Source organism: Novosphingobium decolorationis, from assembly GCF_018417475.1.
Taxonomy (GTDB): Bacteria; Pseudomonadota; Alphaproteobacteria; order Sphingomonadales; family Sphingomonadaceae; genus Novosphingobium; species Novosphingobium decolorationis.
This window is the reverse complement of the sequence record NZ_CP054856.1, coordinates 2,736,397-2,754,713: the sequence shown is the minus strand read 5'-3', so window position 1 is coordinate 2,754,713 and position 18,317 is coordinate 2,736,397. Positions and strand designations below refer to the sequence as shown.

Annotated in this window: 18 protein-coding genes; 8 read left to right on the top strand and 10 right to left on the bottom strand. The window is 66.6% G+C overall.

Annotated elements, in window-relative coordinates; translation table 11 throughout:
• The first annotated feature begins 1 nt into the window (after nucleotide 1).
• The 4 genes from HT578_RS12820 to HT578_RS12805 are packed head-to-tail and all read left to right on the top strand — an operon-like array spanning nucleotide 2 to nucleotide 3,656.
• Nucleotides 2–580: a GNAT family N-acetyltransferase gene (locus HT578_RS12820; RefSeq protein ID WP_213499894.1), complete on the top strand. Its 579-nt coding sequence runs from the start codon at nucleotides 2–4 to the stop codon at nucleotides 578–580.
• Entirely contained in the window at nucleotides 577–2,808 is a 2,232-nt protein-coding gene (locus tag HT578_RS12815; RefSeq protein WP_213499892.1) for a fused MFS/spermidine synthase, read from the top strand. The genes HT578_RS12820 and HT578_RS12815 overlap by 4 nt, the downstream gene beginning before the upstream one ends.
• Nucleotides 2,805–3,368 (top strand): gamma carbonic anhydrase family protein, encoded by a 564-nt coding sequence (locus HT578_RS12810; RefSeq protein ID WP_213499890.1) that lies wholly within the window; start codon nucleotides 2,805–2,807, stop codon nucleotides 3,366–3,368. Before HT578_RS12815 ends, HT578_RS12810 begins: the two co-directional genes overlap by 4 nt.
• Before the next feature lie 6 nt (nucleotides 3,369–3,374).
• The gene (locus HT578_RS12805) at nucleotides 3,375–3,656 is read left to right on the top strand and encodes a DUF167 domain-containing protein (protein ID WP_213499888.1); all 282 of its coding nucleotides are present in this window, start codon (nucleotides 3,375–3,377) and stop codon (nucleotides 3,654–3,656) included.
• 15 nt (nucleotides 3,657–3,671) lie between these two features.
• Here HT578_RS12805 and HT578_RS12800 read toward each other — a convergent pair whose 3' ends face one another.
• The 6 genes from HT578_RS12800 to HT578_RS12775 all read right to left on the bottom strand — a co-directional run bounded on the left by HT578_RS12800 (nucleotide 3,672) and on the right by HT578_RS12775 (nucleotide 11,128).
• Complete coding sequence (locus tag HT578_RS12800; RefSeq protein WP_213504304.1) at nucleotides 3,672–4,043, bottom strand: globin domain-containing protein; 372 nt, start codon at nucleotides 4,041–4,043, stop codon at nucleotides 3,672–3,674.
• Nucleotides 4,044–4,351: 308 nt separating this feature from the next.
• Entirely contained in the window at nucleotides 4,352–5,962 is a 1,611-nt protein-coding gene (locus tag HT578_RS12795; RefSeq protein ID WP_213499886.1) for a cisplatin damage response ATP-dependent DNA ligase, read from the bottom strand.
• A gap of 1 nt (nucleotide 5,963) precedes the next feature.
• A complete protein-coding gene (locus HT578_RS12790; protein WP_213499884.1) occupies nucleotides 5,964–7,034 on the bottom strand; it encodes a ligase-associated DNA damage response exonuclease in 1,071 nt (356 codons plus the stop codon).
• 156 nt (nucleotides 7,035–7,190) lie between these two features.
• Nucleotides 7,191–8,132: a formylglycine-generating enzyme family protein gene (locus tag HT578_RS12785; RefSeq protein WP_213499882.1), complete on the bottom strand. Its 942-nt coding sequence runs from the start codon at nucleotides 8,130–8,132 to the stop codon at nucleotides 7,191–7,193.
• Between the two features lie 168 nt (nucleotides 8,133–8,300).
• On the bottom strand, nucleotides 8,301–10,700 hold the full coding sequence (clpA, locus tag HT578_RS12780) for an ATP-dependent Clp protease ATP-binding subunit ClpA (RefSeq protein WP_213499881.1): 2,400 nt from the start codon (nucleotides 10,698–10,700) through the stop codon (nucleotides 8,301–8,303).
• Between the two features lie 137 nt (nucleotides 10,701–10,837).
• Nucleotides 10,838–11,128 carry a DUF1192 domain-containing protein gene (locus tag HT578_RS12775; RefSeq protein ID WP_084592133.1) on the bottom strand — a complete coding sequence of 97 codons (291 nt, stop codon included), beginning with the start codon at nucleotides 11,126–11,128 and terminating at the stop codon, nucleotides 10,838–10,840.
• Nucleotides 11,129–11,216: 88 nt separating this feature from the next.
• Here HT578_RS12775 and HT578_RS12770 point away from each other — a divergent pair, with 88 nt between their 5' ends.
• The 4 genes from HT578_RS12770 to fabI all read left to right on the top strand — a co-directional run bounded on the left by HT578_RS12770 (nucleotide 11,217) and on the right by fabI (nucleotide 14,811).
• Nucleotides 11,217–12,218 carry an NAD(P)H-quinone oxidoreductase gene (locus tag HT578_RS12770; protein ID WP_213499880.1) on the top strand — a complete coding sequence of 334 codons (1,002 nt, stop codon included), beginning with the start codon at nucleotides 11,217–11,219 and terminating at the stop codon, nucleotides 12,216–12,218.
• 54 nt (nucleotides 12,219–12,272) lie between these two features.
• On the top strand, nucleotides 12,273–12,920 hold the full coding sequence (locus HT578_RS12765) for a glutathione S-transferase family protein (RefSeq protein WP_039389969.1): 648 nt from the start codon (nucleotides 12,273–12,275) through the stop codon (nucleotides 12,918–12,920).
• An 86-nt stretch (nucleotides 12,921–13,006) separates the two neighbouring features.
• Nucleotides 13,007–14,011, top strand: a complete 1,005-nt coding sequence (locus tag HT578_RS12760; RefSeq protein WP_213499879.1) for a YihY/virulence factor BrkB family protein — start codon at nucleotides 13,007–13,009, stop codon at nucleotides 14,009–14,011.
• Nucleotides 14,008–14,811, top strand: a complete 804-nt coding sequence (gene fabI / locus HT578_RS12755) for an enoyl-ACP reductase FabI (protein ID WP_039389971.1) — start codon at nucleotides 14,008–14,010, stop codon at nucleotides 14,809–14,811. Before HT578_RS12760 ends, fabI begins: the two co-directional genes overlap by 4 nt.
• Nucleotides 14,812–15,024: 213 nt before the next feature.
• Here the strand turns inward: fabI and HT578_RS12750 are convergent, their stop codons facing one another.
• The 4 genes from HT578_RS12750 to HT578_RS12735 all read right to left on the bottom strand — a co-directional run bounded on the left by HT578_RS12750 (nucleotide 15,025) and on the right by HT578_RS12735 (nucleotide 18,168).
• Nucleotides 15,025–15,576, bottom strand: a complete 552-nt coding sequence (locus tag HT578_RS12750) for a hypothetical protein (protein WP_213504303.1) — start codon at nucleotides 15,574–15,576, stop codon at nucleotides 15,025–15,027.
• A gap of 130 nt (nucleotides 15,577–15,706) precedes the next feature.
• Entirely contained in the window at nucleotides 15,707–16,249 is a 543-nt protein-coding gene (locus HT578_RS12745) for a demethoxyubiquinone hydroxylase family protein (protein WP_039389972.1), read from the bottom strand.
• A gap of 5 nt (nucleotides 16,250–16,254) precedes the next feature.
• Nucleotides 16,255–16,734, bottom strand: coding sequence for a disulfide bond formation protein B (locus tag HT578_RS12740; protein WP_213499878.1), 480 nt, complete (start codon nucleotides 16,732–16,734; stop codon nucleotides 16,255–16,257).
• A 12-nt stretch (nucleotides 16,735–16,746) separates the two neighbouring features.
• Nucleotides 16,747–18,168, bottom strand: a complete 1,422-nt coding sequence (locus HT578_RS12735) for a S41 family peptidase (RefSeq protein WP_213499877.1) — start codon at nucleotides 18,166–18,168, stop codon at nucleotides 16,747–16,749.
• Nucleotides 18,169–18,317: the final 149 nt, after the last annotated feature.

Genomic DNA, 18,317 nt, shown 5'->3' with positions numbered 1-18,317 from the left:
CATGGGGGACGCGCTGCCGATCCGGACCGAGCGGCTGGTCCTGCGGGCCTGGGACGCCGCGCGTGATCTGGCGGCATTTCATGCGATCTGCAGCGATTCCCTCGTGATGGCCACGCTCGGCACGCCTCTGACACGGGAAGAGACGGCCGCGGCCATCGCCCGGATGGAGGCAATGCAGGCCGAACATGGCCACTGCTTCTGGGCGGTGGAACGCGGCGAGGATGCACGTCTGATCGGCTGGTGCGGGCTTATTCGCGGTCGCACCGGGCCGGTGGCCGGCAAGGCGGAACTGGGCTGGCGGCTCGCGTCCGATTGCTGGGGGCAGGGCTATGCCAGCGAAGCCGCGCGCGCGAGCCGGGACTGGGCCTTCGCCAACCTCGGCGATGATGCGCTCTACGCGATCACGAGCCTTGGCAACGTGCGCAGCCGCGCGGTGATGGAGCGCCTGGGCATGACCTATCAGCCTGACCTGGATTTCGCGCATCCTGACGTGCCGCACTACAGCCCGCTCTGCCCGCATGTGACCTATCGCCTGGCGCGGGGGGACCATTCGGCACGGCCGGGCGTTGCCCCGGCATGAGTTCCACGCCGCGCCGCTCCCATAGCGACCGAATCCTCTTCCTCGTCACGATCCTTGTCGGCAGTTTCCTGCTGTTCCTGGTCCAGCCGATGGTGGCGCGCATGGCGCTGCCCTTGCTGGGGGGCGCACCCAATGTCTGGAACAGCGCGATGCTGGTCTATCAGGCGCTGCTCCTGGGCGGCTACGCCTATGCGCATTGGCTGGGGCGTTTTGAACTGCGCACGCAAGGGTGGATTCACGGCGGCCTGCTGGTGCTGGCCGGACTGACTCTGCCTATCGGCCTTGTCGATCTACCTCCGGCGCCCGAAGGCCGCGAAGTGCTCTGGGTGCCGCTGCTGTTGGGCCTCAGTGTCGGGCCGGTGTTCTTTGCCGTTTCCGCGCAGGCCCCCCTGATCCAGCGCTGGTTTGCCGCCGATCCCGAGGCCGGGCAGCCCTGGGCCCTTTACGCTGCCTCGAATCTGGGAAGCTTCGGTGGCCTTCTCGCCTATCCTCTGCTGGCCGAGCCGCTGTTTTCGCTCCAAACGCAGAGCCTGGGGTGGGCGCTGGGCTATGGCCTGCTCGTCCTGTGCGTGCTGGCCTGTGTCTATGTACGGCGCGCGCGCTCGGGGCGTGAACGGGGCTTTGGCGAGGACACGGCGCAGGCATCCGCCCCCTCGGCGCGGCGCATTGCCGTGTGGCTGGCGCTGGCCGCGGTGCCCTCCGGGCTCATGCTCTCGACAACGACGCATCTGACCACCGACATCTTCGCCGCGCCGCTGCTCTGGGTGATCCCGCTCGGCCTCTACCTGCTGAGCTTTACCGTCGCCTTTGCGGACTGGCGCGCACCTGCCCGCCTGATTTCACGGCTCGCGCCGGTCGTCGTGGTGCTGGGTGGTGGCTATGCAATGGCCTCGAACGGGATCGGTGGTCTGGGCGCGGTGGCGCTTTCATGCCTGCTCCTGTTCTGCGTCGCGGTTGCGCTTCACACGCGCCTTTATGACTTGCGCCCGGGGCCGGAGCGGCTGACCCAGTTCTATCTGGTCCAATCGGCGGGCGGCGCACTTGGCGGCCTGTTCACGGCATTGGTCGCCCCCATGATCTTCGACTGGAGCTGGGAGCATCCCCTGTTGGTGCTTGCCGCGGCACTGCTCATGCCGCTGCGCCCGCTGCTCGGCTGGCGCGAGCGGGACGATATCGAGCCGGGCATGGCAGTTCTGGCGCAGAATATCCTGTTGGCGCTGGCCATATTCCTGGCCTGGCAGCTCAAGGACCTGGTGGTCGATCCGGCCGCGGGCATCTGGAGCGTGCTCCTGACCGTGTTCCTTGTCGGTATCGGTGTTCTGCTGATGGCCTCGCGCGCGGCCTTCACTGCCCTCGTGCTGATCGCGATGATCGGGCAGGGCGGAGCCTGGACGGTGCTCTCATCCTGGCGCGGTGAGCGTACGCGCAGCTATTTCGGCATCTACACCCTGCGCGACTACCCCGAGAGCCGGACACGCACCCTGGCGCATGGGACAACGCTTCACGGCAAGCAGTCGCTCGACCCGGCCCAGGCCCACGAAGCGCTCACCTACTATGGTCCCGGTTCGGGTGTCGGCCTTGGGCTGAGGGCCTTGCCCCGGCTCTACGGAGCGGGGGCCAGCGTGGGCGTAGTGGGCTTGGGCACTGGCTCGCTCGCGTGCCTTGCCCGTCCGGGCCAGGACTGGACCTTCTACGAGATCGACCCGGTGATCCGGCGCTATTCGACCGATGGCACCTTCACGTTTCTGAGGGACTGCACGCCGGAGGCGCAAGTGGTGATCGGCGATGCTCGACTGAAACTGGAGGACGTTGCCCCCGGGCGCTTCGATGCGCTGGTGATCGACGCATTCTCCTCGGATTCGATCCCGCTCCATCTCCTCACCCGCGAGGCGCTGGCGGTCTATATCCGCGCGCTTTCGGAGGATGGCGTGCTGCTGGTCCATATCTCCAACCGCTACATCGATCTCGACCCGGTGATTGCCGCGCTGGCAAAGGATGCTGGGCTGGCAGCGAAGTCGCGGTTGGACCTCCCGCAGGACCGCGAACGCTACACTCCCTCGCGCTGGATCGCGCTCTCGCGCAGCGAACAGATCCTCGAGGACCTTGCCGCGCAGCGCCCTGACATGGCCTGGACTGCGCTGCCCGAGGCGCAAGGGGTCCCATGGACGGATGACCATGCCTCGATCCTGCCCTATATCCGTTGGTCCCAGCTGACAGGAACGCCATGACCGAGATTTCCCGCCCCGACATCACAATCGCCGCGATCCACGGCAAGGTGCCCCGGATTCACGAGAGCGCCTTCATCGCACCGGGTTGTCGCATCATCGGCGATGTCGAGATCGGCCCCGAGGCCTCGATCTGGTACAACTGCGTGATCCGCGGCGATGTGAACCGGATCGTCATCGGCGCGCGCACCAATGTCCAGGACGGAACCGTCATCCACTGCGACAGTCCCAAGCCGCAACGCCCCGAGGGCCACGCGACGATCATCGGCGCCGACTGCCTGATCGGCCACATGGCCATGCTCCACGGCTGCAGGCTGGAGGACCGCGCCTTCGTGGGCCTGGGCGCGGTGGTCATGGACGGCAGCGTGATCGAGAGTGACGGCATGCTGGCGGGCGGCGCGATGCTGACCGGCAAGCGCATCGGGGCCGGGCAGCTGTGGATGGGCCGTCCGGCCAAGTTCGCCCGCGATCTCGATGAGGCGACCAAGGCCGCCAACCAGGCCGGGGTGCGCGGCTACGTGCAGAACGCGAAGGATCACGCGGCCGCGCTGCGCGGCGCCTGACCTGCCATGGCGCGGCCCAAGCTTGATCTGCCCGAGGCGGACGATGTCGAAGCCCTGCTAGATGCCGAGGGGCGCCTTGCTGTACGCGTGACTCCCGGCGCCAAGGGGGAGGGGCTGACCATCGAATCCGGGCGGCTTCTTGCCAAGGTCCGCGCCAAGCCCGAAGGCGGCAAGGCGAACGAGGCGGTGCGCGCGCTCGTCGCCAGCGCGCTGCGGGTAGCGCCCTCGCGGCTGGAACTGTTGCGCGGCGCAACTTCGCGTGAGAAGCAGTTTCGCCTTACCCGCTAGGCGGGAGCCTGCTTTTCAGGAGGTGACGGGGTTCTGCGGCGGGCGCGCGGCCATGGCCGCGCACAGGTCTGCGAGAATCTCCCCCATGGCATCGGCGACGCGCTTGGGTTCGGGGGCAACGTCCGCAATCGCGCGCTGCATGGCGCCGGCCCACTGGTCGGCGGCCGAAGCGGTGATGCGAAACGGCTTGTGAATGCTCATCATGCAGCGGTCCGGGTGCGCCTCGAACCAGTCGCGTGGGCCGCCCGCCCATCCGGCGAGAAACTGCGGCAGGGATTCGCGCATGGGGGAGAGGTCGGCGGCATGCATCGCGCGCAGTTCGGCGTAGGCCGGGTCTTCGTCCATGAGGTCGTAGAAGCGCTGGGCGATGGCCTCGAACACCGGCATGCCGCCCAGTATGTAGAAGGGCGTGCGCGGGGTCTCGGGCGCGGGAGCTTCGGCAGTCGGAGCAGGGGCAGACACGGAGCGACATCCTTTGCAGACAGCGTGCGGGATGGTGTGAGAGTACACGTGCAGGGCCAAGCCGAACTTGATGTTGGTCAATTGGAAAAGGCAAAGAGACAGCTCCGAGGGCCATCGCCCTCGGGCTCCCCGAACTGTCTGGCTCACCTTTATCCGGTTGCCGTGGCTGAGTAGGGTGAGGTCGCCGATTCCGGGGTCAAGGGGCGATGGCCCCTTGAAAGGCACTTTCTTGGTCAGTCCCGTATCAAGGCTCTGAGAGATTCGATCCGGTCCGCCTCGTGCGCGGGCTTGTCCGAACGGATGCGGTGGATGCGCGGAAAGCGCATGGCAAGGCCCGACTTGTGGCGCGCGCTGGCGTGAACCGAATCGAAGGCGACCTCGAGAACCAGCGACTTGTCGGTCTCGCGCACCGGGCCGAAGCGGTTGACCGTGTGCTGGCGCACGTGGCGGTCGAGGTCCTTCAGCTCGGCATCGGTGAAGCCGAAGTAGGCCTTGCCGACAGGCAGCAGCTGGCCCTCGCCGTCGGGATCGCCGTCCCAGCAGCCGAAAGTGAAATCGGAATAGAACGAGGAGCGTTTGCCCGATCCGCGCTGGGCGTACATCAGCACGCAGTCGATCAGCAGGGGATCGCGCTTCCACTTGTACCACAGGCCGGTCTTGCGGCCCGCGACGTAGGGGCTGTCGCGCCGTTTGAGCATCACGCCTTCGATGGCCGCGTCGCGGGCGTTCTCGCGCAAGGCGGCCAGTTCGGCAAAGCCGGGCACGTCGATCAGCCGTGAGAGGTCGAAGCGTTCCGGGTCGAGCCGGTGCAGCAGCGATTCGAGGGCTTCGCGGCGCCGGGACCAGGGCAGAGGGCGGAGATCCTCGCCTTCGATCTGCAGAACGTCGTAGAGCCGCACGAAGGCGGGGGCCTCGCGCAGCATCTTCTTCGAGACGGTCTTGCGCCCGAGGCGCTGCTGCAGCGCGTTGAAGCTGGCTGCGCCGCCCTCCTTGCCGCCTTGCGCCTCGCCGCGCACGAGCAGTTCGCCATCCAGGACACAGGCCACGTCGAGCGCGGCCGGGATTTCCGGGAAGCTGGCCGAAATATCGTCGCCCGAGCGGGAGTAGAGACGGCTCTCGCCCGTGCCGCTCTCGCCGGGGGCATGGACTGCCTGCACGCGGATACCGTCCCATTTCCATTCGGCCACGTAGGCGTCGAGGTCGAGGTCGTCGGCCTCGAAGGCATGCGCAAGCATGAAGGGGCGGAAAAGGAGCAGGTTCTCGGTGTCGGGCGGGGCTGAGCCGTGGGCGGCCCAGTCGAACAGGGCGGTATAGGGGGGCGATTGCCCGTGCCAGTGCTCCTCCACGTCTTCGATCGCCACATCGAAGGCTTGCGCGAAAGCCGTCTTGGCGAGGCGCGCGGAGATGCCGATGCGCATGGCGCCGGTGGCCAGCTTGAGGAGCGCGTAGCGTCCCTCGGCGTCAAGCCGGTCGAGAAGGGCAGGAAGTTCGCTTGCGACCGTGGAGCGTGTCATCGCGGCCAGCGCGTCGACGGCCTCGGCAACCGTTGGAGGCGGTCCGGGAGCTTCCTCCGGTTCGGGCCAGAGCAGACTGGCGGTTTCGGCGCTGTCGCCCACGTAATCGCGGCTGAGAGTCCAGAGTTCGGGATCGACCCGTTCGCGCATCAGCGCGCGGATCGTGCTGCCTTTCACGGCCGCAAAGTCGAGTCCATCGGACAAGGCGGCCAGCGCATAGCCCCGGTCGGGATCGGGCGTGTCGCGCAGGTAGCGCGCGAGGGCGGCGATCTTGGCGTTGCGGCTGCGGGTATAGACCAGCGTGTCGAGGAGCGCGGCGAAGGCTTCCATATCAGTCGTCGCCCCCTTCGTCCTCGTAGCCCACAAGGGCCAGGGCGCGGGCCTTCTTCTGGTGCAGCTCGCACCAGCGCAGCATGGCTTCCTCACGGCCGTGGGTGATCCATGTTTCACGTGGAGCAACTTGCGTGACGGTGCGGGTAAGCTCGTCCCAGTCGGCGTGGTCGGAGATGATGAGGGGGAGCTCCACCCCGCGCTGGCGGGCGCGCTGGCGCACGCGCATCCAGCCCGAGGCCATCGCGGTCAGCGGATCGGGCAGGCGGCGGCTCCAGCGGTCGTTGAGAGCGGACGGCGGGGCCAGCACGACATGGCCTGCCATGGCCTCCTTCGAGGGCGCGTCGCTGACGAGGGACAAGGCCCCCAGATCGACGCCGAAATCTTCATAGAGGCGGCACATCTTCTCCAGCGCGCCGTGAAGCCAGATGGTCTGGGTATGGCCTGCTGCGCGCAGTTCGGCGATGACCCGCTGCGCCTTTCCCAGGGCGTAGGCACCGACCAGCACGCAGCGCTCGGGCTCTGCGGCCAGGGCATCGGTCAGCTTGGCGATCTCGTGCTGCGTGGGGGGATGGCGGAAGACCGGCAGGCCAAAGGTCGCCTCGGTGATGAAGACGTCGCAGGGCGTGACTTCAAAGGGCGGACAGGTCGGATCGGCGCGGCGTTTGAAATCGCCGGTGACGAGAATGCGCTCGCCTGCGTGTTCGAGCAGGATCTGCGCCGAGCCCAGGACGTGCCCGGCGGGAATCCAGGTCGCCTGTACCCCGCCGGGAAGCGTGATCGTCTCGTGGTAGGCGACCGGCACCGCGCCGTCCGAAGTTGCGTAGCGCAACTTCATGATCGCGAGAGTCTCGGGCGTGGCAAACGTCTGTCCATGGCCGCCGCGGGCGTGGTCGGCGTGGCCATGCGTGATAAGGGCCCGGTCGACCGCGCGCGCCGGGTCGATCCAGCAATCGGCTGGAACGACGTGAATCCCCCAGGGTTCGGGGCGTATCCAGGAAAACGCGCGCGCCACCCGAGCACAATGGAAGGCGCGCGCGCTTGTTCCCTTCAGGTCGGGATTCTCGGACATGGGAGAAGAGGAAGAACCTATCCAAGGGGCCATCGCCCCTTGACCCCCAAATGGGCGACCTCACCTTTCTCAACCAGGGTGGCGCGCAAAAGGTGAGGTCTACAGTTTGGGGAGCCCGAGGGCGATGGCCCTCGGAACCCTTTTACTGCCTCCTTCTCAATCCACCGAACGCGCAACCCGGAAGCCCACGAAGGCGGAGCGGGTCGCGTTGGTCATCACGCGGCTGGCCGAGCGCATCGAGCCCGGGTGCGGGCTGTGCGAGCCGCCCCGGATCGGGTGCATTTCGCAGGCCGAGCCGTCCTTTGTGCCATCGGTCCAGGCGCTGCCGTCGCTGGGGGCGCCTTCGTAGGTGTCGTGCCAGCAGTCCTCGACCAGCTGGTAGAGGTTGCCGATCATGTCGTAGAGGCCCCAGGCATTGGGCGCGAAGGTCGCGACGGGGGAGGGGCCGTAATAGTCGTCATGGCACTGGGCCGTGATCCAGTCGCTGTCGCGTTCCTGCACGGTGATGTCCGCGCCGTTGGCGTAGGTGCACTGCAGGGTGATGTCATCGCCCCAGTAGCGCGAGGTCGTGGTGCCCGCGCGGGTGGCGTACTCGAATTCGGCCTCGGTCGGCAGGCGATACGGCGTGCCCGTTTCCTGCGAGAGCCAGGAGACGTAGGCGCTGGCATCGTCGTAGTTGACGCAGGTAACCGGGTGCTGGTCGGACTGGGGGAAGCCGATCGACTGCCAGTCGGCGTCCTCGCGCATGCCGTATTTGGTGCCGAGGTACGCGTAGCAGCCCTTGGCCGTGTAGCCGGTCGCCGCGACGAAGCGGGCGAACTGGCCGCGCGTCACCATGGTCGCGGCGATCTCGAAGGCGGGCACGTGGACTTCGTGCTGCGGTTTCTCGCGCGGCGCGAAATCATCGTCGACGGCAAGGCCGGTGTGGTGGGTGAGGGCCTGTTCGGCGTCGGTCTCGGCCTTGGTCGAACCCATCAGGAAAGTCCCTGCGGGAATCGCCACCATGTCGGCAGGGCCGGTTTCGCCGGCCAGAGCCTGCTGGGGCAGGGCTGTGCCTGCAAGTGCCGAGCTGGCGATCAGGATCTTGGAAATGTGCATGGTTCCCCCGTTGGTCGTGTGGGGGCAGGCTATGGGTATTGGTCGGGGGACGGCCCGAACGGGTGGGAGTGATCGCCTTGCGGATAGGCCTCCACATGCAGAAGAGCCCGACCTCGCGGGAGGCCGGGCTCTTCGTGTTGCGTTGGGGACCGGGCGAGCCGGGCCGGATCAGTCGTCCGAGCTGGCCTCGGGCTTGGGATCGGCCGAGGAGTCCGGATCGGTCGTCTTGGGCGGGGCCTTCTTTGCGGCCGGCTTGCGCTTGCGGGTCTTGGAGACCTTGGGCGCGGACGGGGTCAGCTCGAAGTTGAGGCCGTTCGTGTCCTTCACCGTCACGTGGACCTCGCCGCCGTGGGCGAGCTTGCCGAAGAGGAGTTCCTCGGCGAGCGGCTGCTTGACCTTCTCCTGGATCACGCGGCCCATCGGACGCGCGCCATAGAGGCGGTCATAGCCCTTGTCGCCCAGCCAGGCGCGGGCCTCCGCGTCGAACTGGATGTGCACGTTCTGGTCCGCCAGCTGGAGCTCGAGCTGGAGGATGAACTTGTCGACGACGCGGCTGATGGTGTCCTTGGCAAGGTAGGCGAAGGGCACGATGGCATCGAGACGGTTGCGGAATTCGGGGGTGAAGAGGTTCTTGACCGCTTCCTCGCTCGCGTCCGCCTTCGAGATATCGCCAAAGCCGATGCCGTTGCGCGCCATGTCCGAGGCGCCCGCGTTGGTGGTCATGATGAGGACCACGTTGCGGAAGTCGACGGTCTTGCCGTGGTGGTCGGTCAGCTTGCCGTTGTCCATCACCTGCAGGAGGATGTTGAACAGGTCCGGGTGCGCCTTCTCGATTTCGTCGAGGAGGAGCACGCAGTGCGGCTGCTGGTCGATGGCATCGGTGAGCAGGCCGCCCTGGTCGAAGCCGACATAGCCCGGAGGCGCACCGATCAGGCGCGAGACCGAGTGGCGCTCCATGTACTCGGACATGTCGAAGCGCTGCATCGGAATGCCCATGATCGAGGCCAGCTGCTTGGCAACTTCGGTCTTGCCGACGCCGGTGGGGCCCGAGAACAGGAACGAGCCGATCGGCTTGTCCGGATCGCGCAGGCCCGCACGGCTGAGCTTCATCGCGGTCGAGAGGACGTCGATGGCCTTGTCCTGGCCGAAGACGACGCGCTTCAGGTCGCGTTCGAGGTTCTCGAGCGCCTTCTTGTCGTCCTTCGACACCGACTTGGGCGGGATGCGCGCCATCGTCGCGATGACCTGCTCGATTTCGCGCGCGCCGATCGTCTTCTTGCGGCGGCTGGGCGGGACCAGCATCTGCATCGCGCCGACCTCGTCGATCACGTCGATCGCCTTGTCGGGCAGCTTGCGGTCGTTGATGTAACGCGCCGAAAGCTCGACCGCGGTCTTGATCGCGTCGGGGGTGTACTTGACCTTGTGGTGGTCCTCGAAGGCCGAGCGCAGACCCTTGAGGATCTTGATCGTGTCTTCCACCGTGGGCTCGTTCACGTCGATCTTCTGGAACCGGCGCAGCAGGGCGCGGTCCTTCTCGAAGTGGTTGCGGAATTCCTTGTAGGTGGTCGAGCCGATGCAGCGGATCGTGCCGCCCGACAGCGCGGGCTTCAGGAGGTTGCTGGCATCCATCGCGCCGCCGCTGGTCGCGCCCGCACCGATCACGGTGTGGATCTCGTCGATGAAGAGGATCGCGTGGGGCATCTTCTCCAGTTCGGAGACGACCTGCTTCAGGCGTTCCTCGAAGTCGCCGCGGTAGCGCGTGCCCGCCAGCAGCGAGCCCATGTCGAGCGAATAGATCACGGCCTCGGAAAGCACCTCGGGGACTTCGTCCTCGACGATCTTGCGCGCCAGGCCCTCGGCGATGGCGGTCTTGCCCACGCCCGGATCACCGACGTAGAGCGGGTTGTTCTTGGAGCGGCGGCACAGGATCTGGATCGTGCGGTCCACTTCGGGGCCGCGGCCGATCAGCGGGTCAACCTTGCCGTTCAGCGCCTTCTCGTTGAGGTTGACGCAGAACTGGTCGAGCGCGGAGTCCTTCTTGTTGCCAGCGCTCTTGGTCTCGGCCTTTTCCTCGGGCTGCGGAGCGGCGTCCTCGGCACCCTTGGTGCTGCGGTCCTCGATGCGCTTGCCGCCCTTGCCGATTCCGTGGCTGATGTAGCTCACCGCGTCGAGGCGGCTCATGTCCTGCTGCTGCAGGAAATAGACCGCGTAACTGTCACGCTCGGAGAATAGGGCGACCAGCACGTTGGCGCCGGTCACGGTGTCCTTGCCCGAGGACTGGACGTGGAGAATCGCGCGCTGGATCACGCGCTGGAACCCGGCCGTGGGCGAGGGGTCGCCCTTGTCCTCGGTCTTGAGCGACTGGTATTCCTGGTCGAGGTACTGGCGTACCACATCGCCCAGGTCGCCGAGGTCCACGCCGCATGCCTGCATGACCTGCGCCGCGTCGGTGTCGTCGATCAGCGCGAGCAGCAGGTGCTCGAGCGTCGCGTATTCGTGGCTGCGCTCCGACGCATGGGACAGGGCCGAATGCAGTGTCTTTTCAAGGCTTTGGGCGAAACTGGGCATTTAGGACTCTTTCCAGTTGGAGGATAGCTCCTCTTGCGGGTGAAGGGTGATGGATCGTCGTTGCAAATTCAATATAGGCAGTCTCAGGAGGCTTACGAGGTCGCGTTGTGCAACCGATCTTGATCCTGAGGCGGCATTCATGATTGCGGCCTGAATGGATCGGGCGGTGTGCCGGGACCTTCGTCGCCCGCCGTTACCGGGGGCGTTGCGGGGGCAGGGGATTTTCCAAAGAGCGCTTCGGCGGCGATACGATGCGAGGCCGCCTGTGCACGGTGCGCGGTGATCCGCGAAATCTCGTTTTCCAAGAGCGCTTTACGGCCGTCGAGTTCATCAAGCGAGTAGCTGTCCAGACTCTCTTGGGAGAGGAGACTGGCCGCGCCGAACTTCTGTTCGGACGCCGGGGGGCGAGGTCGCTCGTCGTCGTCCATTGCCAGCAGCATCGGACCATGACGGGCCCGTGTCAATGCCTTCGAAAACTGTTCCCAAGGTCTATGGGAATGTGGCAACACGAGGCCCATGATTTCCCTTTTGCCCAAGACGATGACCGCGGTGGGATTCGAATCGCCCGGCGGCCCCGAGGTTCTCCAGAGCATGGCCGTGCCGGTCCCCGAGGCGGGACCCGGCGAGGTCCTCATCGAAGTCGCCTTTGCCGGGGTCAACCGGCCCGACGTGGTCCAGCGCCAGGGTAACTACCCCGCACCGCCGGGCGCTTCGCCGCTTCCCGGGCTCGAGGTTTCGGGCCGGATTGCGGCGCTGGGCGAAGGCGTGACCGACTGGGCGCCGGGCGATGCGGTCTGCGCGCTGGTGGGCGGGGGAGGCTATGCCACCTATTGCCTGGCGCGCGCGGACCACTGCCTGCCGGTGCCCGAGGGGCTGGCGATGGAGGAGGCCGCCGCGCTTCCCGAAACGCTCTTTACCGTGTGGCACAATGTCTTTGAACGCGGCCATGCCCGTGAGGGGGAGACGCTCCTTGTCCATGGCGGGACCAGCGGCATCGGGTCGATGGCGACGCGCCTGGGACGCCTGTTCGGCCTGACCGTGATCGTCACCTGCGGCTCACCCGAGAAATGTGATCGCGCGCGCGAAATCGGGGCACACCATGCCATCGATTACAAGGCCAGCGACTTCGTCGAGGAGGTCAAGGCGATCACGCAGGGGCGCGGCGTCGATGTCGTGCTCGACATGGTCGCGGGCGATTACGTGCCGCGCAACCTCAAATGCCTCGCGATGGACGGCCGCCACGTCACCATTGCCATCCAGGGCGGGGCCAAGGCGCAGATCAACATGGGAATCGTGATGATGCGGCGCTACACTCTCACCGGCTCGACGCTGCGCGCGCGCTCGGACACGTTCAAGGCGCTGCTGACCCAGGAGCTGCGCGCCCAGGTCTGGCCGCTGGTGGCTTCGGGCGAGCTGCGGCCCGTCATGGATCGCCGTTTCGCTCTGGCTGAAGCCGCCGCGGCGCACCGCCACATGGAAGAGGGCGGGCACGTCGGAAAGATCGTCCTGGAGGTCTGACAGCGATCGGCCGGGACCTGCGGGCCAAGGCCCCGAAGCGGGAAAGGATGCGCCATGCGCGAACAACTGGTTCTCCACGAGGATCCCCGTAGCGGCAACTGCTACAAGATCCGGCTGACGGCTGCCCTGCTGGGTCTGCCCCTGCAGCGTGTCGATTACGACATTTTGCGCGGTGAGACCCGCACGCCCGATTTTCTGAGCAAGATCAATGCCCATGGACGCATTCCCGTCCTGCAGGTGGGCACCCGCTTCCTGCCCGAGAGCAACGCGGCCTGCTGGTACCTGGCCGATGGGGGCGAGCGTGAGGGCACGGAAGGGGTGGGGCTCATCCCCGAGGATCGCTTCGCGCGCGCGGAAATGCTGCGCTGGATGTTCTTCGAGCAGTACAGCCACGAGCCCAACATCGCGACGCTGCGCTTCTGGCTGCTCTACGTGGGCGAAGCCAATCTGGCGCCCCAGCAGCGTGAGCAGATCCTGATGAAGCGCGCGGGCGGCGAGGAGGCCCTGCGCCAGATGAACGAGCACCTGGCCACGCGCGACTGGTTCGTGGGCGAGGCGGTCTCGCTCGCCGACATCGTTCTGTTCGCCTATACCCATGTCGCCGAGGCGGGCGGTTTTCGCCTGTCCGATTACCCCGCGATCTGCGCCTGGCTGCACCGTGTCGCCGCTCTCCCGGGTTTCGTCGCCATGGATTCGCCCTGATCCTGATGGTCAGCGCGCCGCATGGTTGGCGTGCATAATGTGCAATCGGGTTTGAATACGGGGCTTTCCGTCCCTATCAAGTGGGCGTGGAAACCGACCCCCCGACACACCATGGGCGCCCGCGAGCGGATCGGCCGAAGGCTGGGCAGGCCGCGGATCCGGGCCTTGCCGAGACCCTGCGCCAGCGCGCGGGGCCGGGCACGCGCACGTTCGCGATTGCGAGCCGGGTGCTGACCGGGGCGTGGAACGACGGGTTCATCCACGCCGGAAACCTCGCCTACATGACACTGCTGGCGCTCTTTCCCTTCTTCATCTGCCTGGCGGCGATCTTTTCGGTACTGGGCGAGGCCGGGCGGCTCGACGCCTCGATCGACACGGTGCTTCTGGCCATGCCGCCGCGCGTGTCCGAGGTTCTCGCGCCTGTCGCGCGCGACGTGGTGGCCGCGCGCCATGGCTGGCTTTTGTGGGTGGGCGGCCTGTTCGGCCTATGGACCGCGACCAGCCTCATCGAGACGATCCGGGACATCCTCTATCGCGCCTATGGCAGCCCCAAGCGCCGCGCCTACTGGCACTATCGTCTCTATTCGACGGGTCTCATCTTCGGATCGGTGCTGTTGCTGCTCGTCTCGCTCTCCTCGCAGGTGCTCATCAGCGCGATCCAGGAGATCGTTGCGATCCTGTTCCCCCGGCTCGACGGCGTACTTGACCGCATCCTCGTGACCCGCAGTGTCAGCGCACTGACCCTGTTCGGCTCGATCTACGGGCTTATTTACCTTCTGACGCCGGGCCGCTATCAGGCGCGAGAATATCCCAAGTGGCCGGGTGCCGCGCTTGTCACCGGATGGTGGCTGCTCGTTGCCTGGGCGCTCCCGCGCGTTCTGCGCAACTTTTTCGTCTACGATCTCACCTATGGAAGCCTCGCGGGGGTGATGATCGCACTTTTCTTTTTCTGGCTGGTCGGCTTAGGGATGGTCGTCGGGGCGGAATTGAATGCAGCACTTGCGGAATCGCCCGAAGATCGAGACAGGGGCGATTCAGGCGCGCGCACCGATGGTGCACGCGACAACGAAACACGGGAAGACAACGAATGACCGGTCTGATGCAGGGTAAACGCGGCCTGATCATGGGCCTCGCCAATGACAAGTCGCTGGCCTGGGGTATTGCCAGGAAGCTGCACGAACAGGGCGCCGAGCTCGCCTTTTCCTATCAGGGCGATGCCCTGCTCAAGCGTGTGAAGCCGCTGGCCGAGAGCCTGGGCAGCGACTTCCTGATCGATTGCGACGTGTCGAGCATGGACGCGCTCGACACCGCCTTTGCCACGCTCGCCGAGCGCTGGGAGACCATCGACTTCGTGGTGCACGCCATCGGCTTCTCGGACAAGAGCGAGCTGCGGGGCCACTACTACGATACCAGCCTCGATAACTTCCTGATGACGATGAACATCTCGGCCTACAGCCTGGTCGCCGTCACCAAGCGCGCGATGCCGATGATGTCGGAAGGCGGCTCGATCCTGACGCTGACCTACTACGGCGCGGAAAAGGTCGTCCCGCACTACAACGTCATGGGTGTGGCCAAGGCCGCGCTCGAGACCTCGGTGCAGTATCTCGCCAACGATCTTGGCCCCAAGGGCATTCGCGTCAACGCGATTTCGGCCGGACCGGTCAAGACGCTGGCTGCGAGCGGCATCGGCGACTTCCGCTACATCCTCAAGTGGAACGAGCTGAACTCGCCGCTGCGCCGCAACACCACCATCGATGACGTGGGCGGCGCGGGCCTGTACCTGCTTTCGGACCTGTCCTCGGGCGTGACCGGCGAAGTCCACCACGTCGACTCGGGCTACCACCTGGTCGGCATGAAGCAGGAAGACGCTCCCGACATCGCGCTCAGCTAAGGCGGGAACACGCACACGAAAAAGGGGCTGGAACGGTGACGTTCCGGCCCCTTTTTCGTGGGTTCAGGGGAACAAGAGATGATTCAAGGGGCCATCGCCCCTTGACCCCGGAATCGGCGACCTCTCGGTTCTCAGCCAAGGTGGCGGGCGAAAGGTGAGGTCGACAGTTTGGGGAGCCCGAGGGCAATGGCCCTCGGAAATCCTCCTTCCTTCCTACGGCTGCGGCGTTTCGCCGTCCTCGGCCTCTTCCTGTGCGCGCTGGCGGGCGAAGTAGGCTTCTTCGGCTTCCTCGACGCGTTCCTGCTGCGCTTCGGCCTCGGAATCGATGGTCGAGAGGCGCTTGGCGCGTTCCTCGGCGATCAGTTCGGAGAAGCGCACGTCGCTGCCGTTGTCGCGTTCCGAGGCGGCGCGGTTGATGAGCTGCTGGGTGCAGCCTTCCTGGCCGGCCGGGCCCACCGGCGAGCAACTCAGCGTGCCGAACGCGCCGACCGTCTCGTAAGCCTCGACGCGGTTGGTCCAGGCCTGCGAGGTGGGGTTGTCGACGCCGCGCAGCGGGGCGGGAATGCGATAGCGCTCTTCCTCGGGCTTGCGCGCGCAGACGGTGATCTCGGCGTCGGAGGACTGCGGGCAGGGGTCCTCGCCATAGACGATGACCTGATTCACGCGGTCGCCGCCTTCGTCCTGCGCGGCGGCGGGGACGGCGCCGAGGGAAAGCCCTGCGCCCAGGGTAGCAAGCGCTGCGGCGGCGGTCAGAAGGCGGGTCATCGTCTCGAACTCCAGTTTGCGGCGGATGGGCTCCGCCATTCTCGTTCTATACCCGGCAGGGACGGGGAACGACACCCCGACGGACGGAGCGAGTTCCATTCCTCTCTCCTGTCCGGAAATGCAGGCGCGTTCAGATTCGTTCCGAGAGCTTGATCGCCGCGCGGCAGCCCATGCGGATGGCGTTGAACAGGAGCGGATAGGCGGGGGCCTTTTCCGCGCCCGAGGCCAGTGCGGTATCGCGGTGCTCGCGCTCCTCGTCGCGGAACTGGCGGATCGCCGCGCCCAGCTCCGGGTCATCCTCGCCCAGTTGGTCGAGCTGCTCGGTGTAGTGCTTGTCGATCTCGGTCTCGATCGCGGCGGTGCAGGCCATGGCCGCTTCCGGGCCGATCAGCGCGGTGCCAGCGCCCAGCGCAAAGCCCGCGACCTTCCAGATCGGTTGCAGCAGCGTCGGGCGCACGCCGCGCTCGGCGATGAACGCATCGAAGCGCTCGCGGTGGACCTCCTCCTGCTCGGCCATGTGCACGACTTCCTGCGAGAGCGCCGTGCGGTTGCCCATCACGGCCATCTGCCCGGCATAGATGCGCACCGCGCCGTACTCGCCGGCCTGGTCCACGCGGATCATGCGGTCGCTCAGCGCTTCGCGGGCCAGCGCCCGGCGGGAGGGAGAAGTCATGTCGTTCAGGCCTTTCTGCCAAAGCCGATCAGGAAAAGGATGGCGAGCGCCGAGGCGGTCGAGATGAGGAAGTTCCAGCCTGCCATCGAGACGCCGAGGAAGCTGAACTGGACGATGTCGCAGCGGATCACGGGTGCGGCCATGATCGCATCGAGCGGGTTGCCACCGCCCGCTGCCGTCGTTGCGCAGGACGTCACGCCTTCCCACCAGCCCAGTTCGACCCCTGCGTGGAACGCGCCGATCAGGCCGGAGGTCAGGATCGCCAGCGCGGCCACCGCGACAAGCGGGCGGACCGGCGCGCGCGCGAAGGCGAGGGCGGCGAGGGCCAGCGCGAAGAAGTGCGGGTAGCGCTGCCACCAGCACATCTCGCACGGATAGAGGCCGAAGACGTACTGGCTGATGTAGGCGCCCCCCAGCAGCCCTGCGGGCACGAGGAAGGCGAGGGCGCGTGCGGCGCGCACCGGGGCAGGAACGGGAACGCTCATGGCGCGAAGGTCTCAGTTCTTCTTGGGCTTTGAGGCGGCGGGCTTGGCCGCAGCTTCGGGAGTCTTGGCCGCAGCCGGCTTGGCGGCGACGGCGGCCAGCGCGGCGGGCTTGCCTGCGGTGCGCTGGAGCGTCGAGATCGCGTAGTGCAGCTGGAAGTCCTCGATGCCCTGCTCCTCCAGCTCCTCAGGCGTGGCCGAGAAGCGCGGATCGGTGGCCTTGTCGCTTTCCAGGTCCTTGTCCTCGAGCCCGGCCTCGTTGATGAGGTGGCCGCGAAGATCGGACTCGCGCACCGCGCGCTCGGCGCGGCGGCGCGCGTCGGGGTCGGAGAGCTGGGGCACCTCGATGTCGGGCTCGATCCCGCCTTCCTGCACCGAATGGCCCGAGGGCGTGTAGTAGCGCGCCGTCGTCAGCTTGATCGCGCTTTCGCGGTCAAGCGGCAGGAAGGACTGCACCGAGCCCTTGCCGAAGGTGCGCTCGCCCATGACCACCGCGCGGTGCTGGTCCTGCAGCGCGCCCGCAACGATCTCGGAGGCCGAAGCCGAGCCCGCATCGACGAGGACGGCGATGGGCAGGCCCTTCACGGCATCGCCCTTGAACATCGATTCGGCGCGATAGTACTGGTTCTCACTTGCCCGGCGGCCGCGCTGCGAGACGATCACGCCCTTCTCGAGGAAGATATCGGAGAGCGCGATGGCCTCGTCGAGCGATCCGCCCGGGTTCGAGCGCAGGTCGAGGACGAGGCCGACCAGCGGCCCGGTGCCGGTGGTTGCCGCCTGCTTCTTGAGATCGGCGATGCCCTTGGCGACGTCGTTGCCGACATCGCGCGAGAACTCGTTGACCGAGATGTAGCCCACGTTGTCCTTGAGCTCCCAGGTCACCGGCTCCAGTTCGATCACGCCGCGCGTCACGGTCACGTCGAAGGGCTCGTCACGGCCCGGGCGGTAGACCGTGAGCGTGATCGAGCTCCCCGCAGGACCGCGCATCTTGGAGACCGCCTCGTCGAGGTCGCGCTCGTAGTAGAGCACGCCGTCGAGGTGGGTGATGTAGTCGCCCGCCTTCAGGCCCGCCTTGTCAGCGGGGCTGCCCTTGAACGGAGAGATGATCTTGACCGCCCCGTCTTCTTCCACGACCGAGAGGCCGAGCCCTGAATAGTTGCCGTCGATCATTGTCTCGAGGCGCTGCAGCGAGGGGCCGTCGAGGTAGTTGGAATGCGGGTCGAGGCTTGCCAGCATGCCGTCGATCGCGCCCTTCAGGAGCTTGTCGTCATCGACCTGGTCGACGTAGTTGTCCTTGATCAGCGCGTAGATGTGAAACAGCTTGTCGAACTCGGGGTTCACCTGGCTGTCGAGCGCGGCAAGGCCGGATGTCGCGACGGGTACGGCGGCAACGGCCGAAACCAGCAGGGCGGCGCGCATCAGGGGTGCGAACTTCATCGGGCGTCTGCCTCTTCTTCGTGGCGGGGCCGTGGCCACCGCCGGTTTGTGGATGCACCCTACCGGGGGCGCTCCTCTCACGCAATTGCGCGTCCCTCCCATATAAACGCGTTTGCAGGCATTTGGAGGGGGCAGGGCCGGGGAACCAA